Source organism: Myxococcus sp. AS-1-15 (genome assembly GCF_020037055.1).
GTDB lineage: Bacteria > Myxococcota > Myxococcia > Myxococcales > Myxococcaceae > Myxococcus > Myxococcus fulvus.
Genome location: NZ_JAIQDF010000002.1, coordinates 465,674 through 484,005 on the forward strand (window position 1 = coordinate 465,674; position 18,332 = coordinate 484,005).

Consider the following 18,332-nt stretch of genomic DNA (forward strand, 5'->3'; position numbering starts at 1 on the left):
GAGTGTCCGGAGGGCCTTGGACCCCTCCAGCGAAGACCTCGACTGCGACTCGAGCGCTCCCCCCGGTGCGCTCGCCGACGGCCGGACCCTCGGGTGCCCCAAGCACCCGGTGTCTCAGCTACCGGCTTCAGGGCCAGGACCGCGCCGGCTGCGAGATGGCTCGCATCCGCGCCAGCGTCTGGGCCCAACCGGACGTCTGCGGGCGCATGGAAGCCACCCGCGTCACGTGCTCCATCTCCTGCCTCAACACCCCCAGCGCCTTCGACTTCGTCAGCGCCACGAGCTCCCTGCGCTTCGCCCCCGCGAAGACAGCCAGCTCCGGCACCGCGATGTCCCCCTCTCGTGCTTCGAGAGCGCTGGGGTGTCCCCCCTGGATGCGACCCCGGGCCCTGTGTGCCGCGGCCCCCCGTCCCCTGTCCGTACGCTTCACACCGCCTGGCCCGCTGTTTCCCCCCGGAACCCGCTGGCCCGACTCATGCGCGACGTGCGACATTCGCCTCTCCCTTCGCACCCACTGATGACCGCCGTCCCCCCGGCCACACGCGCCGTGGCGTGTGTCGACCAGGGCATACTGGCTCAGTCCGTGGAACGAGTTTTCCGCGCTAGCGCCAAATGCTTGCGCGAACGCGCCAGCTTGTCGGCAGGGCTGGCGGCGGGACGAACGTGGCGGGTTCCACCCGGAGTGGAGGGAGACCTGGGAGGTGGGTGGGTGGAGTGAGAGGGTCCGCCTCGACTGGCGGAGGGGCGAGCGGGCGTCGTGGGTAGGGACAGTGAGGGGCTGGCCATGTCAGCCTGACGCGGTAGGGAAGACGGTTGCGACGTGTGCCTGGGGCGGATGTCCCGGGTATTGGGCGGCGGGAGGGGACAGGTTTCATGAGGTGGGAAGCGATGGGCCAGGTGCCCGGCGAGGACAGGCGAGGTGGGGAGGGCGCGGCGGCGCGGGGCGCGGGGCGCTCGTCGTTGCTGGCGGTGTTGGCGGAGAAGCCAGCCGTGGCGCGGGACATCGCGCGGGTGTTGGGCGCGCAGGAGCGGGGTGACGGCTTCCTGCGTGGCAACGGCTACGTGGTGACGTGGGCCATCGGCCACCTGGTGGGCCTGGCGCAGCCGCACGAGATAAGGCCGGACTGGAAGAAGTGGAGCCGCGCGCTCCTGCCGATGCTGCCGGAGGGCTGGCCCCTGGTGGTCTCCGAGCAGACGCGCTCGCAGTTCGACGTGGTGCGCCGGGTGCTGACCTCGCCGGAGGTGGGCGCGGTGGTGTGCGCCACGGACGCGGGCCGCGAGGGCGAGCTCATCTTCCGCTACATCTACGAGGCGGCGGGGTGTCGCAAGCCGGTGCGGCGGCTGTGGGTGTCGTCGCTCACGGAGCGGGCCATCCGGGACGGCTTCCAGAAGCTGAAGGACGGGCGGGAGTACGAGCCGCTCGCGGCGGCGGCGATGGGGCGCAGCCGGGCGGACTGGTTGGTGGGGATGAACCTGTCGCGCCTGTACACGCTGGCGCATGGCGGGCAGGGGGAGATGTTGAGCGTGGGGCGGGTGCAGACGCCCACGCTGGCCATGGTGGTGGAGCGGGAGTGGGCCATCCGCAACTTCGTGCCCCGCGACTACCTGGAGGTGGTGGCCACCTTCGCGCCCCGGAGCAAGGACGTGGCGCCGGGCGCGCGGTACGACGGGACGTGGTTCCGCTCGGGGCCGGATGGCAAGCCGGTGATTCCTCCGGGGATGGAGGGCGTGCGCGAGGCGCGCCGGCTGGACGCGGACGGGGTGGAGGCCCAGGCCATCATCGCCCGCGTGAAGCGGGGGCAGGCGACCATCGAATCGCTGGAGGCGGAGGAGAAGAAGATGGCGCCTCCGCTGCTCTACGACTTGACGGAGCTGCAGCGCCACGCGAACCGGCTGTATGGCTTCAGCGCGCAGCGCACGTTGGAGGTGGCGCAGGCGCTCTACGAGAAGCACAAGCTCTTGAGCTATCCGCGCACGTCGAGCCGGCACCTGTCGCAGACGGTGGCGGACACGCTGCCGGAGGTGGTGGGCACGGTGCGCGGGCCCTACGAGGAGGACCTGGCGCCGGGCACGGGCGTGCGTCCGCTGGGTCGGCGCTACGTGGATGATGGGAAGGTGACGGACCACCACGCCATCATCCCCACGCCCACGTCGCCGCACGGGCTGCGCCTGTCCTCGGACGAGCAGCGCATCTACGACCTGGTGTGCCGGCGCCTGTTGCAGGCGTGGCACGAGGACCATGTGTGGCGCGTCACCACGGTGGTGACGGCGGTGACGTCGCCCGGGCCGAAGAGCGCGGTGCCGGTGGTGGACCGCTTCCAGAGCACGGGCACGCAGGTGGAGCGCATCGGCTGGAAGGTGCTGGACATCGGCGGGGGCAAGAAGGCGCCGAAGCCGAAGTCGGACGCGCGCAAGGGGGACGAGGAGGCGGAGCCGGAGGATGACTCGCAGTCGTTGCCCTCGGGGCTGGCGCGGGGGCAGCCGCAGACGGTGGAGGACGTGGAGGCGGTGAAGAAGCGCACGCGTCCGCCGCCGCGCTTCACGGACGCGACGTTGCTGACGGCGATGGAGACGGCGGGTCGGCTGCTGGACGAGAAGGAGCTGGCGGAGGCGATGCGCGAGACGGGGCTGGGGACGCCCGCCACGCGCGCGGCCATCATCGAGGTGTTGCTGGACCGCGAGTACCTGGTCCGCAAGGGCAAGGTGCTGGAGGCGACGGAGAAGGGGCTGAACCTCATCCACGTGGTGCACCCGGACGTGAAGACGCCGGCGATGACGGGCCAGTGGGAAGCGTGGCTCCAGCGCATCGAGCGGGGCGAAGGGCAGCTCGACGAGTTCATCCGGGGCATCGAGAAGTACGTCATCGAGGTGGTGGGGCAGGGGCCCTCGGGGCCGGTGCGCGCCGGTGTCCCGGGTGGGCGCGGTGGGCCGGTGGCTCACGAGGGTGGGGTTGGAGGGTGGGGCGGCGCGATGGGGACGGAGCATCGTGCGGAGACCTCGTTCTCACGGGGCACTTCGGACGCGCCCGGTGGCGCACGACGTACCTCGACGGACTCGTTCACTGGCGCATCGAGGGATGAGGTGTCACGTGGAGGCGACTTCGCGACGGCAGGCCGTGGCTCTCCGCGCAACGCTTCGCTTGGAACTCCCGCCTCGTTCGGCGGTGGCTCCTCGGAGCTGGAGCCTGCTCGTCGCACGGCGCGAGGCACTTCGCCCGGTGGTGCCGCCGACGGTGGAGGGGCCTGGCGCGCGGAGGCCTCAGCCGGCTCGCGCTCCTCACAAAGTGCAGGGTTCTCGGAAGCAGCCGTGGTGTCGGCGCCTCGTCGGACGAGCGCTCAGGGCGCGTTCAACACGGGCGTGTCTCGTGGGCCGGGCTCCTCACGGGGCGGTGTCTCCGTGTCGACGGGGGGTCGCCCGGAGCGTGTCCCTCGCGCTCCCACGCCTCCGGACCGGCTCCGACCGCTCCTGAAGGAGGCCTTCGGCTTCTCCGACTTCCGTCCGTACCAGGAGGCCGTGTGCCGCGCGGCCACGGCGGGCGAGGACCTGCTGCTCGTCATGCCCACGGGCGCGGGCAAGTCGCTCTGCTATCAGCTCCCGGGTCTGGCGCGGGCGGGGACGACCATCGTCGTCAGTCCGCTCATCGCGTTGATGGAGGACCAGGTGCTGCGGCTCCAGTCGCTCGGCTTCGCGGCGGACCGCATCCACTCCGGCCGGGACCGCGCCACCTCGCGACAGGTGTGCTTCGACTACCTGGAGGGGAAGCTCGACTTCCTGTTCATCGCGCCGGAGCGACTCGGCGTGCCGGGCTTCGTGGAGTTCCTCGCGCGGCGCCCTCCCACGCTCATCGCCATCGACGAGGCGCACTGCATCTCGCAGTGGGGCCACGACTTCCGTCCCGACTACCGGCTGCTCGGCGCGCGGCTGCCCCTGCTGCGTCCCGCGCCCGTGGTGGCCCTGACCGCCACCGCCACGCCGGACGTGCAGCGGGACATCGTGCAGCAGCTCGGCCTGCTGGGCGCGGGAGGCAAGGCGCGCACCTTCATCCACGGCTTCCGCCGCACCAACATCGCCATCGAGGTGCGCGAGCTGAACCCCGGCGCTCGCGGAGACGCCATCCACGGGCTGCTCCAGGACGAGGAGAACCGGCCCGCCATCGTCTACGCGGCCACGCGCAAGCACGCCGAGCAGCTCGCGGAGTTGCTCGCGGGCGACTTCCCTTCGGCCGCGTACCACGCGGGCCTGCCGCCGGGAGACCGCGACAAGGTCCAGGCGGAGTTCCTCGGGGGCTCGCTGGAGGTCATCGTCGCCACCACGGCCTTCGGCATGGGCATCGACAAGCCGGATGTCCGCACCGTCATCCACGCCGCGCTGCCGGCCAGCCTGGAGGGGTACTACCAGGAGCTGGGGCGCGCGGGCCGTGACGGGAAGCCGTCTCGCGCCGTGCTGCTGCACTCGTACATCGACCGGCGCACGCACGAGTTCTTCCACAAGCGCGACTACCCCGAGGCGTACGTCCTGGAGCGCCTGTTCCAGTCCACGGCGCTGGAGCCCGAGCCGAAGCCGTCGCTCCAGGGCCGCGTGCGCACGGACCCGGAGGTGTTCGACAAGGCGCTCGAACAGCTCTGGATTCACGGCGGCGTGGTGATGACACCCGACGAGACGGTGCGGCGCGGACGTCCCAACTGGTCCGCGGCGTACAACGCCCAGCGTGAGCGCAAGCTCCTGCACCTGGAGCAGATGGGGCGCTACGCGGAGGCCCATGGCTGCCGGATGAAGCAGCTGGTCTCTCACTTCGGTGACACCCAGGACTCCGGTGAGGCGTGCGGCCTGTGTGACGTGTGCTCGCCCGAGTCGTGCGCCACGCTGCGCTTCGCCGAGCCGTCGGCGTCCGAGCGCCACTGGCTCGAGCGCATCCTGGAGTCCCTCCAGGAGCGGGATGGACAGGCCACCGGGCGACTCCACCGCGAGCTGTTCGGGGATGCGCTGCCCCGGCGTGACTTCGAGCGACTGGTGGGGGGGCTGGTGCGCGCGGGGCTGACGCGGCTGGAGGTCGACTCGTTCGACAAGGACGGCCAGGTCATCTCCTTCCAGCGCCTGTCGCTGACGGACGAGGGCCGCCGCACGCGCGTGGTGGACCCGCAGCAGGTCTTCCTGCCGCTGGCGCTGGAGAAGGCGTCCAAGAAGAAGCGCGGGAAGACGACCAGACGCGCGACGAAGAAGCGCGCGGGCTCCAGTCGGAGCGAGGCCGGCGGCCGACAGTGGCGGGCCTCCTCTCCCTCGGACGACTTCGAGCAGCGCTCCTCATGGAATGCGTCCAGGACCGCGCTGTCTCCCGAGTCCCGCATCCCCGTGGGGCGAGGCACCCCCGAGGAGCCCGTGTCACGGGGGGCTCGCTCCTCGCGCGGCCGTGGGGTGACGCAGGAGGAGGCCCCCGCGGGGCTGGTGGATGCGCTGAAGGCGTGGCGGCTCGCCGAGGCGCGCAAGCGCAAGGTGCCCGCGTTCCGCATCCTCACGGACCGGGTGCTGGGCGCCATCGCCGCCGCCCGGCCGGAGAACGGCGCCGCGCTGATGGCCGTCCACGGTGTGGGGCCCGCGCTCACCGAGCGCTACGGCTCCCAGATTCTCTCGCTCGTGGCTCGCAAGCGCTGAGGGACGCCCACGCTCGGAGCGGGGCTCGCGCCTGGGTGCCTGCTCCAAGCGCCGCGCCCCTCCCGAGCCATGTCTCGAACCGGGAGGCCCTGGTGTCTCCACTCGCGAACATCGTCGACGTGGACGCGGGTGGCTGCCTCCTCTCACGCGAGGGCGGTCGACCCGCCCGCCCGCGCCGTGCACTTGTCACCCGTGACGGTGTGTCCCTCGCGCGCGGCGACCCCTCGCGAGGCTCCATCGCGCCGTGTCCGTGCCGTTCCGGCTCCGCGGGAGGGCGTGCCCGATGCCGTGCCCGGGGAAAACATCTTCCCCTCCACCGGGCCTCGGGCAGCCTGCCGGGCGTGCAGTCCTTTTCGCTGCACGCGGGGGCAGTGGGTCTCTCCCCCGTTGCGCGTCACCTTCCGGCCTGTGACCGCGATGGCGAGCAACCGCGCGGGCCTGAGGGGGGAGCGGAAGATGGAACTCGGATTCGAGACAATCGGAAACGCCACACTCATCTGCCACGACAACGGACCGGTGCTGGTGACCGACCCGTGGACTCACGGTGCCGCGTACTTCGGCAGCTGGACCCTGTCCCACGACATTCCCGAAGAGCAGCGCGACACCATCCAGCGCTGCCAGTACGCGTGGCTGTCCCACGGACACCCGGACCACCTGAGCCCCGAGTCCCTGGAGAAGCTGCGCGAATTGACCATCCTGGTCCCCAACCACTTCGGCGGACGCATCCGCGATGACCTGCGCGAGCAGGGCTTCAACGTGCACGTGCTGGTGGACCGCGTGTGGACGCAGCTGTCGCCGCGCATCCGCGTCATGTGCATCCCCGACATGAACCAGGACGCGGTGCTGCTCGTCGACGTGGGCGGACGGCTGCTCGTCAACCTCAACGACGCGGGAGACCGGGGCTGGGGCCGCTTCGTGCGCGGCCTGGTGCGCCGGTATGACCAGTCCTACCTGCTGGCCCTGTCCGGTTACGGCGACGCGGACATGATCAACTACTTCACCGAGGACGGGCAGCGAATCGCGCCCTACGCCGCGGCGAAGACGCCCGTGGGGCGCACCATCGCCCGGCAGGCGGAGTTCTACGGCGCGCGCTACTTCGTGCCCTTCAGCTCCATGCACAAGTACCAGCGCGCCGACAGCATCTGGGCCTCCGAGTACACCACCACGCTGGAGGACTACTCGCGCGGCTTCGAGTCCCCGACGTGCTCGCTCCTGCCCGCCTTCGTCCAGGTGGACTTCGCCCAGGACGACGTGCGGCTCATCCGCCCCACCGAGCGCGCGCTGACGCCCGTGGACCCGACGGAGTTCGGGGACGACTGGGGCGAGATGCTCGAGGCCGACGAGTCCCGCATGCTGCGCGAGTACTTCGGCGCCATCGAGCACCTGGGCTCGGTGCTGGACTTCCTGCGCTTCCGCGTGGGCGGCCAGGACCACGTCATCGAGTTCCACCGCCGCCGCTTCCGCCGGGGCATCACCTTCGAGGCCCCGCGCCACTCGCTGATGACCGCGGTGCGCTACCGCGTCTTCGATGACCTGCTCATCGGCAACTTCATGAAGACGACGCTGCACGGCGACTTCGGCGAGGGCCGGCTCTACCCCGACTTCAGCCCCTACGTGGCCAAGTACGCGGACAACGGCAAGGCGCGCACGCGCAACGAGCTGCGCACGTACTTCTCCGAGTACCGCCGCAGGGACCCGGTGGGCTTCCTGCGCGGCCAGGTGGAGGCGCACTGCGTGCGGCCGCTCCAGACGCAGTCGGCGGAGCTGTTGCGCTCGTTCCTGCCGCCGGACTCGCAGGCCTTCCGCACCGCCAAGGAGGCCTTCTGGAAGGTGCGCCGCGTGCTGCTGTAGCGCGGCGCGCGTCGCTTCAGAGGTACGGGGACAACAGCCGCGCCAGCCCATCCCTCAACCGGATGGGCAGGGGCCGCGCGTCCACCTGCTCCCGGGTGAGGGGACGCGCGCGCGATAGCCGCTCGTCCACCACCGCATCCAGGCGCCGGGCCAGCCCGGCGTCGTAGCACTCCACGTTCAGCTCGAAGTTGAGCCGCAAGGAGCGCGGGTCCCAGTTCGCCGAGCCGATGAGGCCCCACTCGCCATCCACCACCATCAGCTTGGTGTGGTCGAACGGGGGCTCGGTGAGGAACACCCGGCACCCGTCCGCCAGCACCTGCCAGAGCTGCGCGGTGCTCGCCCACTGCACCACCGGCAGGTTGCCCTTCCTGGGCAGCACCACGTCCACCCTCACCCCGCGCAGCGCCGCCACGTTGAGCGCGGTGATGAGCGACGCGTCCGGCAGGAAGTACGGTGTGACGATTCGCACCGACGCCCGCGCGGTGGACAGCGCCCCGAGCAGCACCGTGCGCAGCGTCTCGAAGTTCTCGTCCGGCCCGTCCGGCACCACCCGCGCGAGCACCGCCCCCGCCGACTGCTGCTCCGGGAACCACGCGTCCCCGCTCAGCCGCTCGCGCGTGGTGAACACCCAGTCCTCGGCGAAGGTCTCCTGCAGCTGCGCCACCACCGGGCCCTCCAGCTTGAAGTGCAAGTCCCTCGCGGCCTGCTCCCCCGGCCAGAAGTGCTCGCGGATGTTCATGCCCCCGGTGAAGCCCACCTGTCCGTCCACCACCAATATCTTGCGGTGGTTGCGCAGGTTCATGAACGGCAGCCGGTACGGCATCAGCGAGGGCAGGAAGCGCGCGGCCGTCACACCCTCACGCGACAGCCGCCCCAGGATGGTCGGCCACGTGTAGCGCGCGCCCACCGCGTCCACCAGCACCCGCACCTGCACCCCACGCCGCACCGCCTCACCCAGCGCCCCCGCGAAGTGCCGGCCCGCCACGTCGTTGTCGAAGATGTAGCTGCACAGCGAGATGGAGGTCCTCGCCCGGGCAATCGCCTCCAGCATGGCGGGGTACGCGTCCGTGCGGGACTCCAGCACCGTCACCTGGTTGCCCGGCAACAGCGGCCGGTGCAGCACCGCGTCCCCCAGCCGCGCCAGGGGCGCCAGGTGCGCGGCCTCCGGCTTCACCCGGGACACGCCCTCGGCCACCACCGCCTCCACGCCGCGGATGGGCGGGAACATCCCGTGCCCGCGCCGGGGCGTCAGCGAGCGCGCGCGCCGTCGAATCCGGTTGATGCCCAGCACCAGGTACAGCGCCGCGCCCAGCACCGGCACCAGCCACACCAGCCCCACCCAGCCCACCGCCGCGCGGACGTCCCGCTTGTGCAGCACCACGTGCGCGCTGGCCAGCACGCTCACCAGCACCGTCAGCCCCGCCGCCAGGTGCGGCCACACCGCCTCCAGCCAGGACAACCACCACGCCATGTCGAACGGAAGAGGGCCCACGACGCCTTCGGCTATACACGACGCCACGGCGCGGCGCGCCGCGAGCTGTCCGCCGCGCCGCAGCTGCTTGACGCGCCCCGGCGGTGATTGCATGGTGCGTGGCTGATTGCGCCCCCAAGCGTGTGCGGGGAAACCCTGACCCGGTTTCCGACAGCCCCTGGGCGACTGACTGATTCGCAGACAGAACCGTCTGATTCCCGAACAGTCCCGGCGCGAAACGAAAACCCTCACCGCCACGCCGACTTCCACCGGACTTTGTCAGGCCCATTTACAGTCGGTCTGTTTTGACCTGGAGTGCTTACTATCCAGTTTGTGCTCGAAAAACAGTCTATCCAGCTATGTGGGCGTCGTTGGCCCGACAGTTGCTCAAGGCCGGGGCGCGCCGTTGCCGCGGCTGGTGGAGGGACCAGGTGGGGCGGCGCATCCCCCGCAGTCGTGTGTTTCCGAGGAAAGACCGATGCTCAAGTTCCGCTCCATGGCGCTGCTGGCTGGTGTGACGCTCCTGGGTTCCGCGTGTGGTCCCGACAGCGCCGAGACGCTGGCGCCGAAGATGACGTGGGAGGAGTTCAAGGCGGGCGCCGTGCAGGATCCGGAAGGCAAGTGGATCTTCGACATGGACCAGGCCGTGGACAGCGAGGAGGAGCTGCGCGCCTACTACGACAACAACGTGGTCGCGGACCATGGCAAGACCCAGAACGGGCTGGCCGTGTACAACAGCGGCGGCACCGCGGCGGGCGACATCAAGTGGAGCTCCGCGCAGAAGGGCAACCTGACGTACTGCATCAGCAACACCTTCGGCACCACCAACAAGGCGAAGATGGTGACGGCGATGAACAGCGCGACGGCGGCCTGGGAGGCCACCGCCAGCGTGAACTTCACGCACAGCACCAGCTACGACGCCAGCTGCACCGCGTCCCAGACGGGCGTGCTCTTCGACGTGCGCCCGGTGAACTCCGGTGGCCAGTACCTGGCGCGCGCGTTCTTCCCGAACTCGGGCCGCTCGGGCCGCAACGTGCTCGTGGACAACACGGCCTTCGGCAGCATCGCGCCCTGGACGCTGGCGGGCATCCTGCGCCACGAGCTGGGCCACGTGCTGGGCTTCCGCCACGAGCACACGCGCGTCAACGGCTCCTGCTACGAGGACGCGAACTGGCGCGCGCTGACGTCCTACGACCGCTCCTCGGTCATGCACTACCCGCAGTGCAACGGCACCCAGACGGGCGACCTCATCCTCACCACCCTGGACAAGCAGGGCGCCCGCGCGCTGTACCCGTGATTCGCGCTTGACGCACCGGCCGACCCCCATCCCCGTCGCGACGGCGGGGACGGGTGAAGGCCACAGGCCGGAAGGTTCCTTCTCCCGCGGAGGGGGGTGCCTTCCGGCCTTTCTGATATGGGCGCGGGGGGGGGGCGCCCTCCCAGGCTCAGTCCATCTTGCGCGCGCCGGCCGTGGTGGCCTGGCCGAAGTAGATGAGCGTCTTGGTGTTGTCCTCGCTGCTCTCGATGTCGAGGCACTCCAGCTCGCCGCTCTCGCTCTCGTCCGCGTAGATGTGGTCCGGCTTCTGGATGCGGTGGGTGATTTCGCCGCCGGGGCCGCCGACGATGATTTCCACCACGCCCCGGTCGCTGCCCTTCTCCTCCAGGCTGATCTCCACCAACGGCAGCCCCGAGGCGAGCGGCTGGTCTCCCAGCTCCATCCCCTCCACCTCGATGCGGACGGGCTGCTCCTTCTCCATGTTGCTGAGCAGGGCCAGATAGTCCGCCCAGCCCTCCCGGGGAATCTCTCGCGTGTGGTCCGTGTGCGCCATGTGTGCGACCCTCCGGTGTTCGTGTTCCCGCTCAAACCGTAAGGTGCGTGCGGGCGGGATGGAGGCCGGACCCGGTTCCCCGCTCGGTGGGGGAGGGAGCGTCGGGCGCTATTCCGTGCAGGAGCGCACCCGGTCACCCTCCAGCACCAGCCGCACGGTGGAGGCCGCGTCCGGGCGGCCGAAGTGCTCGTAGGCCGCCTGCTCCAAGAGCGGCGCCAGCGTGGTGCGCAGGCCGCGCGCGCCCGTCTCGCGCTTGAGGGCGCCAGCCACCACGTGCTCGCGCACGGCCGGCTCCACGTGCAGGCGCAGGCCCTCCTGCTCGAACTCGCGCTCGTACGCGCGCAGCACGTTCTGCTGGAGGATGTCGCCCAGCGTGGCCGCGTCCAGCGGGGTGAAGGAGACCAGGCGGTTGAAGCGGCCGATGAGCTCCGGGATGAAGCCGTAGCGGGCGAAGGCGGTGGTCTGCTCCAGCTGCTCCTGGGTGACGGCGGTGGCGATGGACTCCTCGGGCTCGCGGCGGGGCTCGCGGCCGAAGCCGAGCCGCTCGGTGCGCGCCATGCCCTCCGCCGTCGCGCGCAGGCCGCTGAACGCGCCGCAGGCGATGAAGGTGACACACGCCATCTCCATGGAATCCGGCGGCATCCGGCTGGTGAAGCCGAAGTCCGGCGGGAAGTCCGCGTGCGCCGCGGACAACAGATGCAAGAGGCTGCGCTGCACGCCGAAGCCGCTGACGTCCTTCGTCGTCTGTTGTCCGGCGAAGCGGCTGTCGGAGCGGCTGGTGGCGAGCTTGTCGAACTCGTCCATGCAGATGACGCCGCACGCGGCCCACTCGGTGTCGCGGTCGGCGGCCTCGTACAGGCGCGACAGCAGGGTGTTGACGTCGTCACCCACGTAGCCCGTCTCGGAGAACTGGGTGGCGTCCGCGAGCACCGTGGGTACCGCGAGGATTTCGCGGAAGAGCAGCTCCACGAGGAACGTCTTGCCGGAGCCGGTGGGCCCCAGGAACAGGCAGTTCTCCCGCAGGCCCGGCTCGGGGGCGAGCCCCTCCAGGTGGAGGCGGCGGATGCGGCGCAGGTGGCGGTAGGCGAGCACGGACGCGGCGCGGCGCGCCTCGGGCTGGCCGCGGTAGCCCAGGTCCGTGAGGCGCGCGTCGATTTCGCGCGGGGACAGGACCTCGATGGCGGCGACCCGCTCGACGACATCCTCGCCGCGGGGAGAGGGCCGGGGCTCCAGGCCATGGCGGACGACAGTCATCGAGGATGGCTCCGGGGGCGTCGGGCCGGAGGACCCCGGACCCGAGAGGCCGCATCATCCCGGCGCTCCGGGGTGTCCACAAGCAGCCCGGCGAGCTCGAGCCCCCTCCCGAGCGGCAGGGCCCGGCGCCCAGCCCCCGGGAGGGCGGACGGGCAGGTGCGCGCGGGCGCGGGGCGTCCGGCTGCATAGCGTGGGGGAATGAGCCTCCCATCCCTGTCCCTGCCCTCGCTCGTGCCCGTGACCCAGCCGCGCCGGTACGGGGAGTGGCGAGCGCTGTTCCGCACCCTCCCCACCCCCGCGCGCGACACGCTGCCGGGGCGCTACCGGGGAGAGCTGCTGGGGCCCGCCTGGTTCCAGGGCCTGGTGCGACAGGGGCTGGGGCTGCTGGGCTTGCGCGGCTGGTGGGGCAAGGACTTCGCGGCGGGAGGGCGCGACGGGGTGAACCTGGTGCGGCGCGAGGGGGGGCTTTCGCGCTCGGTGCCGCTGGTGCTGCGCGACGGCGTCTCTCGCGTGGACGGACGCGCCTCGCTCCAGGTGGAGTACCCGCGTGGGGCCGGCTGGCAGTGGCGTCCCTTCGTGGACGAGGTGCGCTGGCTGGAGGGGCACACGCTGCTGGCGATGACGCACCTGGAGCTGCCGCTGCTCCGCCACGTCATCATCCCCTTCCTCCTGCACCGCGAGCCCACGCTGCACTGAGGCGGACGAGCGGTGGCCCCGTGTCGGGCGGGAACGCCCACCCGTGAACATCCGCGGGGGACGGCTCGGACCTCCTCGCGCGCAAGTGCTCCCCAGGCAGGCCCGAGCGCATTACAGGGATGCCCCTCATGGGTGCTCTGTCGGAGAAGCGGAACGTGAAGCCGTCTCAAACCTCTTCGTTGGGTGCATGGGTGGAGGCGGGCCCCCGGGTGCGCTGGCGGGTCTGGGCTCCCAGTCACTCGCGGGTCGAGGTGGTCCTGTTCGACGCGAAGGGCGCGCCGGGTCGCGCGCTGCCCATGACGCCGGAGGCGGATGGCTGCTTCGGCGCGGTGCTGGAGGGGCAGGGCGCGGGCGTGCGCTACAAGCTGCGCGTGGACGGGGAGGGCCCCTTCCCGGACCCGTGGTCGCGCTCGCAGCCGGAGGGCGTGCATGGCCCGTCCGAGGTGGTGACGGCGGACTTCGCGTGGACGGACGCGGGCTGGGAGGGCGTGGAGCCCCGCTCGCTCGTCCTGTACGAGGTGCACGTGGGCACCGCCACGCCCGAGGGCACCTTCGAGGCGCTCATCCCCCGGCTGCCCGAACTCAAGCAGCTGGGCATCACCGCGCTGGAGCTGATGCCGGTGGCGAGCTTCCCCGGCCGTCACAACTGGGGCTACGACGGCGTGGACCTCTTCGCGCCGGCCCAGGTGTACGGGGGACCCCAGGGGCTGCGCCGCCTGGTGGACGCCGCGCACGCAGCGGGGCTCGCGGTGATGCTGGACGCCGTCTACAACCACTTCGGCCCGGACGGGAACTACCTGCGGGCCTTCTCGCCGCACTACTTCACCGGCCGCCACCACACGCCGTGGGGCGACGCGGTGAACTACGACGGCGAGCACAGCCGTTTGGTGCGGGAGATGGTGCTCGCCAACGTGGAGATGTGGATTCGCGACTACCACCTGGACGGCCTGCGGCTGGACGCGGCGCACGCCATCGTCGACGACGGCACGCCCCACCTGCTCACCGAAATCTCCGAGCGCGCCCGCGCCAGCGCTCCGGGCCGCCGCGTGGTGCTCATCGCCGAGGACGAGCGCAACGAGCGCAAGCTGATGTTGCCCGCATCCGAGGGCGGCCACGGCCTGGACGGCGTCTGGGCGGATGACTTCCATCACCAGATGCGCCGCGCCTTCGCGGGGGACTCGGAGAGCTACTACCAGGACTACACGGGCAGCGCGGAGGACCTGGCGCGCACGCTGGTGCGGGGCTGGTTCTACGAGGGTCAGCCGTCGAAGAACCTGGGCCACGCGCGCGGCACGAAGGCGGAGGGCCTGGAGCCGTGGCGCTTCGTGTACTGCATCCAGAACCATGACCAGGTGGGCAACCGCCCCCTGGGTGAGCGACTGGGCCACGACGTGTCCCCGGCGGCCTTCCGCGCCATGAGCACGCTGCTGCTCGCGTCGCCGTACACGCCGCTCATCTTCATGGGCCAGGAGTGGAACGCGAGCACGCCGTTCCTCTACTTCACGGACCACCACGCGGAGCTGGGGCGGCTCGTCACGGAGGGACGCCGTCGCGAGTTCGCCGGCTTCTCGCGCTTCGCGGGCGAGGAGGTCCCCGACCCGCAGGCCCAGGACACCTTCACGCGCTCCCGGCTCGACTGGAGCGAGGCCCAGCGGCCCGAGCACGCGGGCGTGCTGGCCCTGTACCGCGAGCTGCTCGCGCTGCGTGCCTCGGACCCCACGCTCACGGACGCGCGCCGGGGCACCTATGACGCTCGCGCGGTGGGCCCGGACGCGCTGGTGCTGGAGCGGCGCGGCGGAGGCCAGGTGCTCCAGGTGCTGGTGGCCCTGCGCGGCGAGGTGGAGCACGCGGTGCCCGCCGACGCCCAGGTGGTGCTGTGGAGCGACGCGCCGCGCTTCGGCGGGGACGTGTCGGCCTCGCCGCTCACCGGCGGCACGCTCCGGCTGCGCGGCCCCGGCGCCGTCGTCGTGCGATACGCGGATGCGAAGCGGGGCTGACCGCCCGTGAAGTCCCACGGGGGCACCGCGCGCTGACGCGGTGCTTCCTCGTGTGGGCGCCAGGGAAGCAGGTGACAGGCGCGCCGATGGGCCCCATCAGGGCGGCGCGTCATGGCCTTACGAGGGGCCTTGCCGGTGTCGACAGGGGGGCCCTCCCGTGCTCAGCATCGCGGCCATGAACGTCCTGAACGTCCAGACCGCCACCGAGTCCTCCGACCGCATCTGGGAGAAGGAGATCCTCCCGGCGCTCGAGCGCTACATCCGCATCCCGAACAAGTCGCCCGCCTTCGACCCGGACTGGGTGAAGGCCGGACACATGGAAGCCGCGGTGCAGCTCATCGTGGAGTGGTGCCGCGCGCAGGCCCCGCACCTGCCCGGCCTCACGCTGGAGGTCATCCGCCTCAAGAACGAGCAGGGCGCGGAGCGCACGCCGGTCATCTACATGGAGGTGCCGGGCACCAAGGGGGACGACACCGTCCTCATGTACGGCCACCTGGACAAGCAGCCGGAGATGACGGGCTGGCGCGAGGGCCTGACGCCGTGGACCCCCGTGCGCGAGGGCGACAAGCTCTACGGCCGAGGCGGCGCGGATGACGGCTACTCGGCGTTCGCGTCCCTGGCGGCGCTGCGCTTGTTGCGCGAGCAGGGCGTGGGCCACGCGCGCACGGTCATCCTCATCGAGGCGTGCGAGGAGAGCGGCAGCTATGACCTGCCGGCGTACATCGAGGCGCTGGCGCCGCGCATCGGCAAGCCGTCGCTGGTGGTGTGCCTGGACTCGGGCTGCGCCAACTACGACCAGCTCTGGATGACCACGTCGCTGCGCGGCATGGTGGCCGGCAACCTGCGCGTGGACGTGCTCACGGAAGGCGTGCACTCCGGTGACGCCAGCGGAATCGTGGCGTCGAGCTTCCGCGTGCTGCGCCAGGTGCTCTCGCGCGTGGAGGACGAGTCCACGGGCCGCGTGAAGGTGGACGGCCTGCACGTGGAGATTCCGAAGGAGCGCCGCGAGCAGGCGAGCGCCGCGGCGAAGGTGCTGGGCGAGGAGGTCTTCGGCAAGTTCCCCTGGGTGTCCGGCATGAAGCCCATGTCCGAGGACGGCGCGGAGCTGGTGCTCAACCGCACCTGGCGTCCGGCGCTGTCGGTGACGGGCGTGGACGGCCTGCCGCCCCTGCAGAGCGCGGGCAACGTGCTGCGGCCCTTCACCACGGTGAAGCTGTCCATGCGCATCCCCCCGCGCCTGGAGCCGAAGGCGGCGCAGAAGGCGCTCAAGGACGCGCTGGAGCAGGACCCGCCGTACCAGGCCAAGGTGTCCTTCGAGGGTGACAAGGCCAGCATCGGCTGGGACGCGCCGCCGCTGGCCAGCTGGCTGTCGCGCGCGGTGGAGTCCGCGTCCGGCACGTACTTCGGCCGGCCCGCCATGGCCATGGGCGAGGGCGGCACCATCCCCTTCATGGGCATGCTGGGCGAGCGCTTCCCGGAGGCGCAGTTCCTCATCACCGGCCTGCTGGGCCCGGGCAGCAACGCGCACGGCCCCAACGAGTTCCTGCACATCCCCACCGGCAAGAAGCTCACCTGCTGCGTGGCCAGCGTCATCGCGGACCACTTCCAGCGCTAGGCCCCGCCTCCGCCGGCGCGTGGCCCCCGCCGCTCCCCGCACATGGGAGCGGCGGTGCGGGGCCCGCCTCGCGAAGCCCGTCCCACGCCGACTCCAGGGCGCATCGATACATCCACCGAGACATCCGCCTCCGACCCGGGGGAGGGGCGTCGAGGTGTGTCTGTCTTCCAGCGCCCGTTCCACGAGACACGCGTGGATGCGTGGTTGCGAGGGATTGTCCCGAAGTCCTATCACCCGGCCCGCGCATCCAGATGGATTCACGGCGTTCGGGTCCGTGCTTCCCGACGAGCAGCGGTCTCGTCGGAGTCTGGTGGCGTGTGTCTTTTCACCCGAATGGACAGTCATCCAAGCAACGGAGCCAAGCGAATGAACGCCAGCAGGTCGCCCGTGGTCAGCACGAAGGAAGGGCAGGTGCAGGGTCTGGTGGAGGGCCCGGTCTTCGTCTTCAAGGGGATTCCCTACGCGCAGCCGCCGGTGGGCAACCTGCGCTGGAGGGCGCCGCTGCGGGCCCAGCCGTGGCGTCACATCCTGGATGCATCCGAGTACGGCCCGGCCTCCATGCAGTCGAGGCAGGCTTGCATCGAGTCCGGCGGCGGGGACCCCGGGGAGCCGGACGAGAACTGCCTGCACCTCAACGTCTGGACGCCGAAGCTGGACGCGGGCGCGAAGCTGCCCGTGGTGGTGTGGCTCCACGGCGGCGCCTTCGTGCTCGGCGCCTCGCGCTTCGAGGCCTACGACGGCTCGCCGCTGGCGATGAAGAACGTGGTGGTCGTCACCCTCAACTACCGCCTGGGCCACCTGGGCTTCTTCGCGCACCCGAAGCTGCAGGAAGAGCAGCCGAACGGCCCCGCCAACTTCGGGCTCCTGGACCAGATGCTCGCGCTGGAGTGGGTGAAGGACAACATCGCCTTGTTCGGCGGGGACGCCGGCAATGTCACCCTCATGGGCGAGTCCGCGGGCGCCAAGAGCGTGCTGGCCCTCTACTGCTCACCGCTCATGCGCGGCCGGGACCTGTTCCACCGGGGCGTGGCCATGAGCTCGTATGTGCTCGCGGAGAAGCCCCTGGCGGACGCGAGATACTGCGGCGAGGCCACCGCCCAGCGGCTGGGCCTGGACTGGCACGAGGTCTCCATGGAGAAGCTGCGGGCCCTCCCCGCGGAGCGCTTCTGGCCGCTGCCGTCGGACGTGAACAACGCCCCCTGCCCCATCGCGGGGGACTCCGTGCTGCCCCTGGGCATCCGGGAGACCTTCCTGGCCGGGGAGCAGCTGGACCTGCCGCTCGTCATCGGCAACACCAGCGATGATTCCAGCGTGGTGGCCTCCTTCGGCATCGACCCGGGCACCATCCTGGAGAAGCTCGGCGGGCTCGCGGACACGGTTCGCGCGCTGTACGGAAAGCAGCTGGGGGACCGGGAGATTGGCCGGAGGATGTGTCGCGACTTCGTGTTCGCCGTGCTGCCGCGCTACCTGGCCACGCTCCACGCGTCCCGCGGCAACCCGGTGTGGCGCTACGCCTTCGACTACACCGCGGAGATGCTGCGCCCCCGCAGCCCGAACGGTGTGCCCCACGGCCAGGAGATTCCGTTCTTCCTCGGGACGACGGAGCTGGGCCCGCCGAACCAGGGGTTCATGAATGACAAGGACAGGGCCTGGGCCGGCCACATGCTCGACGCCATCGTCCGCTTCGCGCGCGACGAGAAGCCGGGGAGCGTGGGCGGCGTCGACTGGCACGAGCACACCCAGGAGGCGGACCGGCTGCTGCGGCTCGCGCCCACGGTGACGGCGGAGACGGACTTCGACAAGGCCATCCTCGACGTGGCCACGCTGTGCATCCCCCTCATCGATGCCTTCGCCAAGCCCAAGCCCCCGGCGATGCCTCGGGGGGCCGCGGGCGGCTCGAAGGGCGCCACCTCCACCGCCGCGAAGAGCAAGGGGCGGCCCCAGGCCACCCCTTGAGTTTCACGCGGGGA

At 71.2% G+C, this 18,332-nt stretch carries 11 protein-coding genes; 7 read left to right on the forward strand and 4 right to left on the reverse strand.

Translation table 11 applies throughout. The features are described 5' to 3' along the window. Positions 1 to 127: 127 nt before the first annotated feature. Positions 128 to 325 carry a hypothetical protein gene (locus K8625_RS07650; RefSeq protein ID WP_223782297.1) on the reverse strand — a complete coding sequence of 66 codons (198 nt, stop codon included), beginning with the start codon at positions 323 to 325 and terminating at the stop codon, positions 128 to 130. 548 nt (positions 326 to 873) lie between these two features. Between K8625_RS07650 and K8625_RS07655 the strand changes: the two genes are divergently transcribed. Both K8625_RS07655 and K8625_RS07660 read left to right on the forward strand, forming a co-directional pair. Next, positions 874 to 5,649 carry a DNA topoisomerase 3 gene (locus K8625_RS07655; protein ID WP_223782298.1) on the forward strand — a complete coding sequence of 1,592 codons (4,776 nt, stop codon included), beginning with the start codon at positions 874 to 876 and terminating at the stop codon, positions 5,647 to 5,649. Positions 5,650 to 6,105: 456 nt separating this feature from the next. Continuing rightward, entirely contained in the window at positions 6,106 to 7,500 is a 1,395-nt protein-coding gene (locus K8625_RS07660; RefSeq protein ID WP_223749819.1) for an MBL fold metallo-hydrolase, read from the forward strand. Between the two features lie 16 nt (positions 7,501 to 7,516). Here K8625_RS07660 and cls read toward each other — a convergent pair whose 3' ends face one another. Then, a complete protein-coding gene (gene cls, locus K8625_RS07665; RefSeq protein ID WP_223749887.1) occupies positions 7,517 to 8,971 on the reverse strand; it encodes a cardiolipin synthase in 1,455 nt (484 codons plus the stop codon). A gap of 478 nt (positions 8,972 to 9,449) precedes the next feature. Between cls and K8625_RS07670 the strand changes: the two genes are divergently transcribed. Further along, positions 9,450 to 10,268 (forward strand): M57 family metalloprotease, encoded by an 819-nt coding sequence (locus K8625_RS07670; protein WP_223782299.1) that lies wholly within the window; start codon positions 9,450 to 9,452, stop codon positions 10,266 to 10,268. Positions 10,269 to 10,416: 148 nt separating this feature from the next. Here K8625_RS07670 and K8625_RS07675 read toward each other — a convergent pair whose 3' ends face one another. Both K8625_RS07675 and K8625_RS07680 read right to left on the reverse strand, forming a co-directional pair. Continuing rightward, positions 10,417 to 10,800, reverse strand: coding sequence for a DUF5335 family protein (locus tag K8625_RS07675; protein WP_046710694.1), 384 nt, complete (start codon positions 10,798 to 10,800; stop codon positions 10,417 to 10,419). Positions 10,801 to 10,908: 108 nt separating this feature from the next. Beyond that, positions 10,909 to 12,054, reverse strand: a complete 1,146-nt coding sequence (locus K8625_RS07680) for an AAA family ATPase (RefSeq protein WP_223749821.1) — start codon at positions 12,052 to 12,054, stop codon at positions 10,909 to 10,911. Between the two features lie 198 nt (positions 12,055 to 12,252). Between K8625_RS07680 and K8625_RS07685 the strand changes: the two genes are divergently transcribed. The 4 genes from K8625_RS07685 to K8625_RS07700 all read left to right on the forward strand — a co-directional run bounded on the left by K8625_RS07685 (position 12,253) and on the right by K8625_RS07700 (position 18,318). After that, on the forward strand, positions 12,253 to 12,750 hold the full coding sequence (locus K8625_RS07685; protein WP_223749822.1) for a hypothetical protein: 498 nt from the start codon (positions 12,253 to 12,255) through the stop codon (positions 12,748 to 12,750). Positions 12,751 to 12,878: 128 nt separating this feature from the next. Next, complete coding sequence (gene treZ / locus K8625_RS07690) at positions 12,879 to 14,747, forward strand: malto-oligosyltrehalose trehalohydrolase (RefSeq protein WP_370641888.1); 1,869 nt, start codon at positions 12,879 to 12,881, stop codon at positions 14,745 to 14,747. Between the two features lie 175 nt (positions 14,748 to 14,922). Then, positions 14,923 to 16,362 carry a M20 family metallopeptidase gene (locus K8625_RS07695; RefSeq protein WP_223749824.1) on the forward strand — a complete coding sequence of 480 codons (1,440 nt, stop codon included), beginning with the start codon at positions 14,923 to 14,925 and terminating at the stop codon, positions 16,360 to 16,362. Between the two features lie 366 nt (positions 16,363 to 16,728). Then, positions 16,729 to 18,318, forward strand: a complete 1,590-nt coding sequence (locus K8625_RS07700) for a carboxylesterase/lipase family protein (RefSeq protein WP_223782301.1) — start codon at positions 16,729 to 16,731, stop codon at positions 18,316 to 18,318. The last annotated feature ends 14 nt before the right edge of the window (positions 18,319 to 18,332 follow it).

Excerpts from the sequence above, each read along its gene's own strand:
- K8625_RS07655 (WP_223782298.1), top strand. The coding sequence starts at position 874 with ATGAGGTGGGAAGCGATGGGCCAGGTGCCCGGCGAGGACAGGCGAGGT.
- K8625_RS07660 (WP_223749819.1), top strand. The coding sequence starts at position 6,106 with ATGGAACTCGGATTCGAGACAATCGGAAACGCCACACTCATCTGCCAC.
- cls (WP_223749887.1), bottom strand. The coding sequence starts at position 8,971 with ATGGCGTGGTGGTTGTCCTGGCTGGAGGCGGTGTGGCCGCACCTGGCG.
- K8625_RS07670 (WP_223782299.1), top strand. The coding sequence starts at position 9,450 with ATGCTCAAGTTCCGCTCCATGGCGCTGCTGGCTGGTGTGACGCTCCTG.
- K8625_RS07675 (WP_046710694.1), bottom strand. The coding sequence starts at position 10,800 with ATGGCGCACACGGACCACACGCGAGAGATTCCCCGGGAGGGCTGGGCG.
- K8625_RS07680 (WP_223749821.1), bottom strand. The coding sequence starts at position 12,054 with ATGACTGTCGTCCGCCATGGCCTGGAGCCCCGGCCCTCTCCCCGCGGC.
- K8625_RS07685 (WP_223749822.1), top strand. The coding sequence starts at position 12,253 with ATGAGCCTCCCATCCCTGTCCCTGCCCTCGCTCGTGCCCGTGACCCAG.
- treZ (WP_370641888.1), top strand. The coding sequence starts at position 12,879 with ATGGGTGCTCTGTCGGAGAAGCGGAACGTGAAGCCGTCTCAAACCTCT.
- K8625_RS07695 (WP_223749824.1), top strand. The coding sequence starts at position 14,923 with ATGAACGTCCTGAACGTCCAGACCGCCACCGAGTCCTCCGACCGCATC.
- K8625_RS07700 (WP_223782301.1), top strand. The coding sequence starts at position 16,729 with ATGAACGCCAGCAGGTCGCCCGTGGTCAGCACGAAGGAAGGGCAGGTG.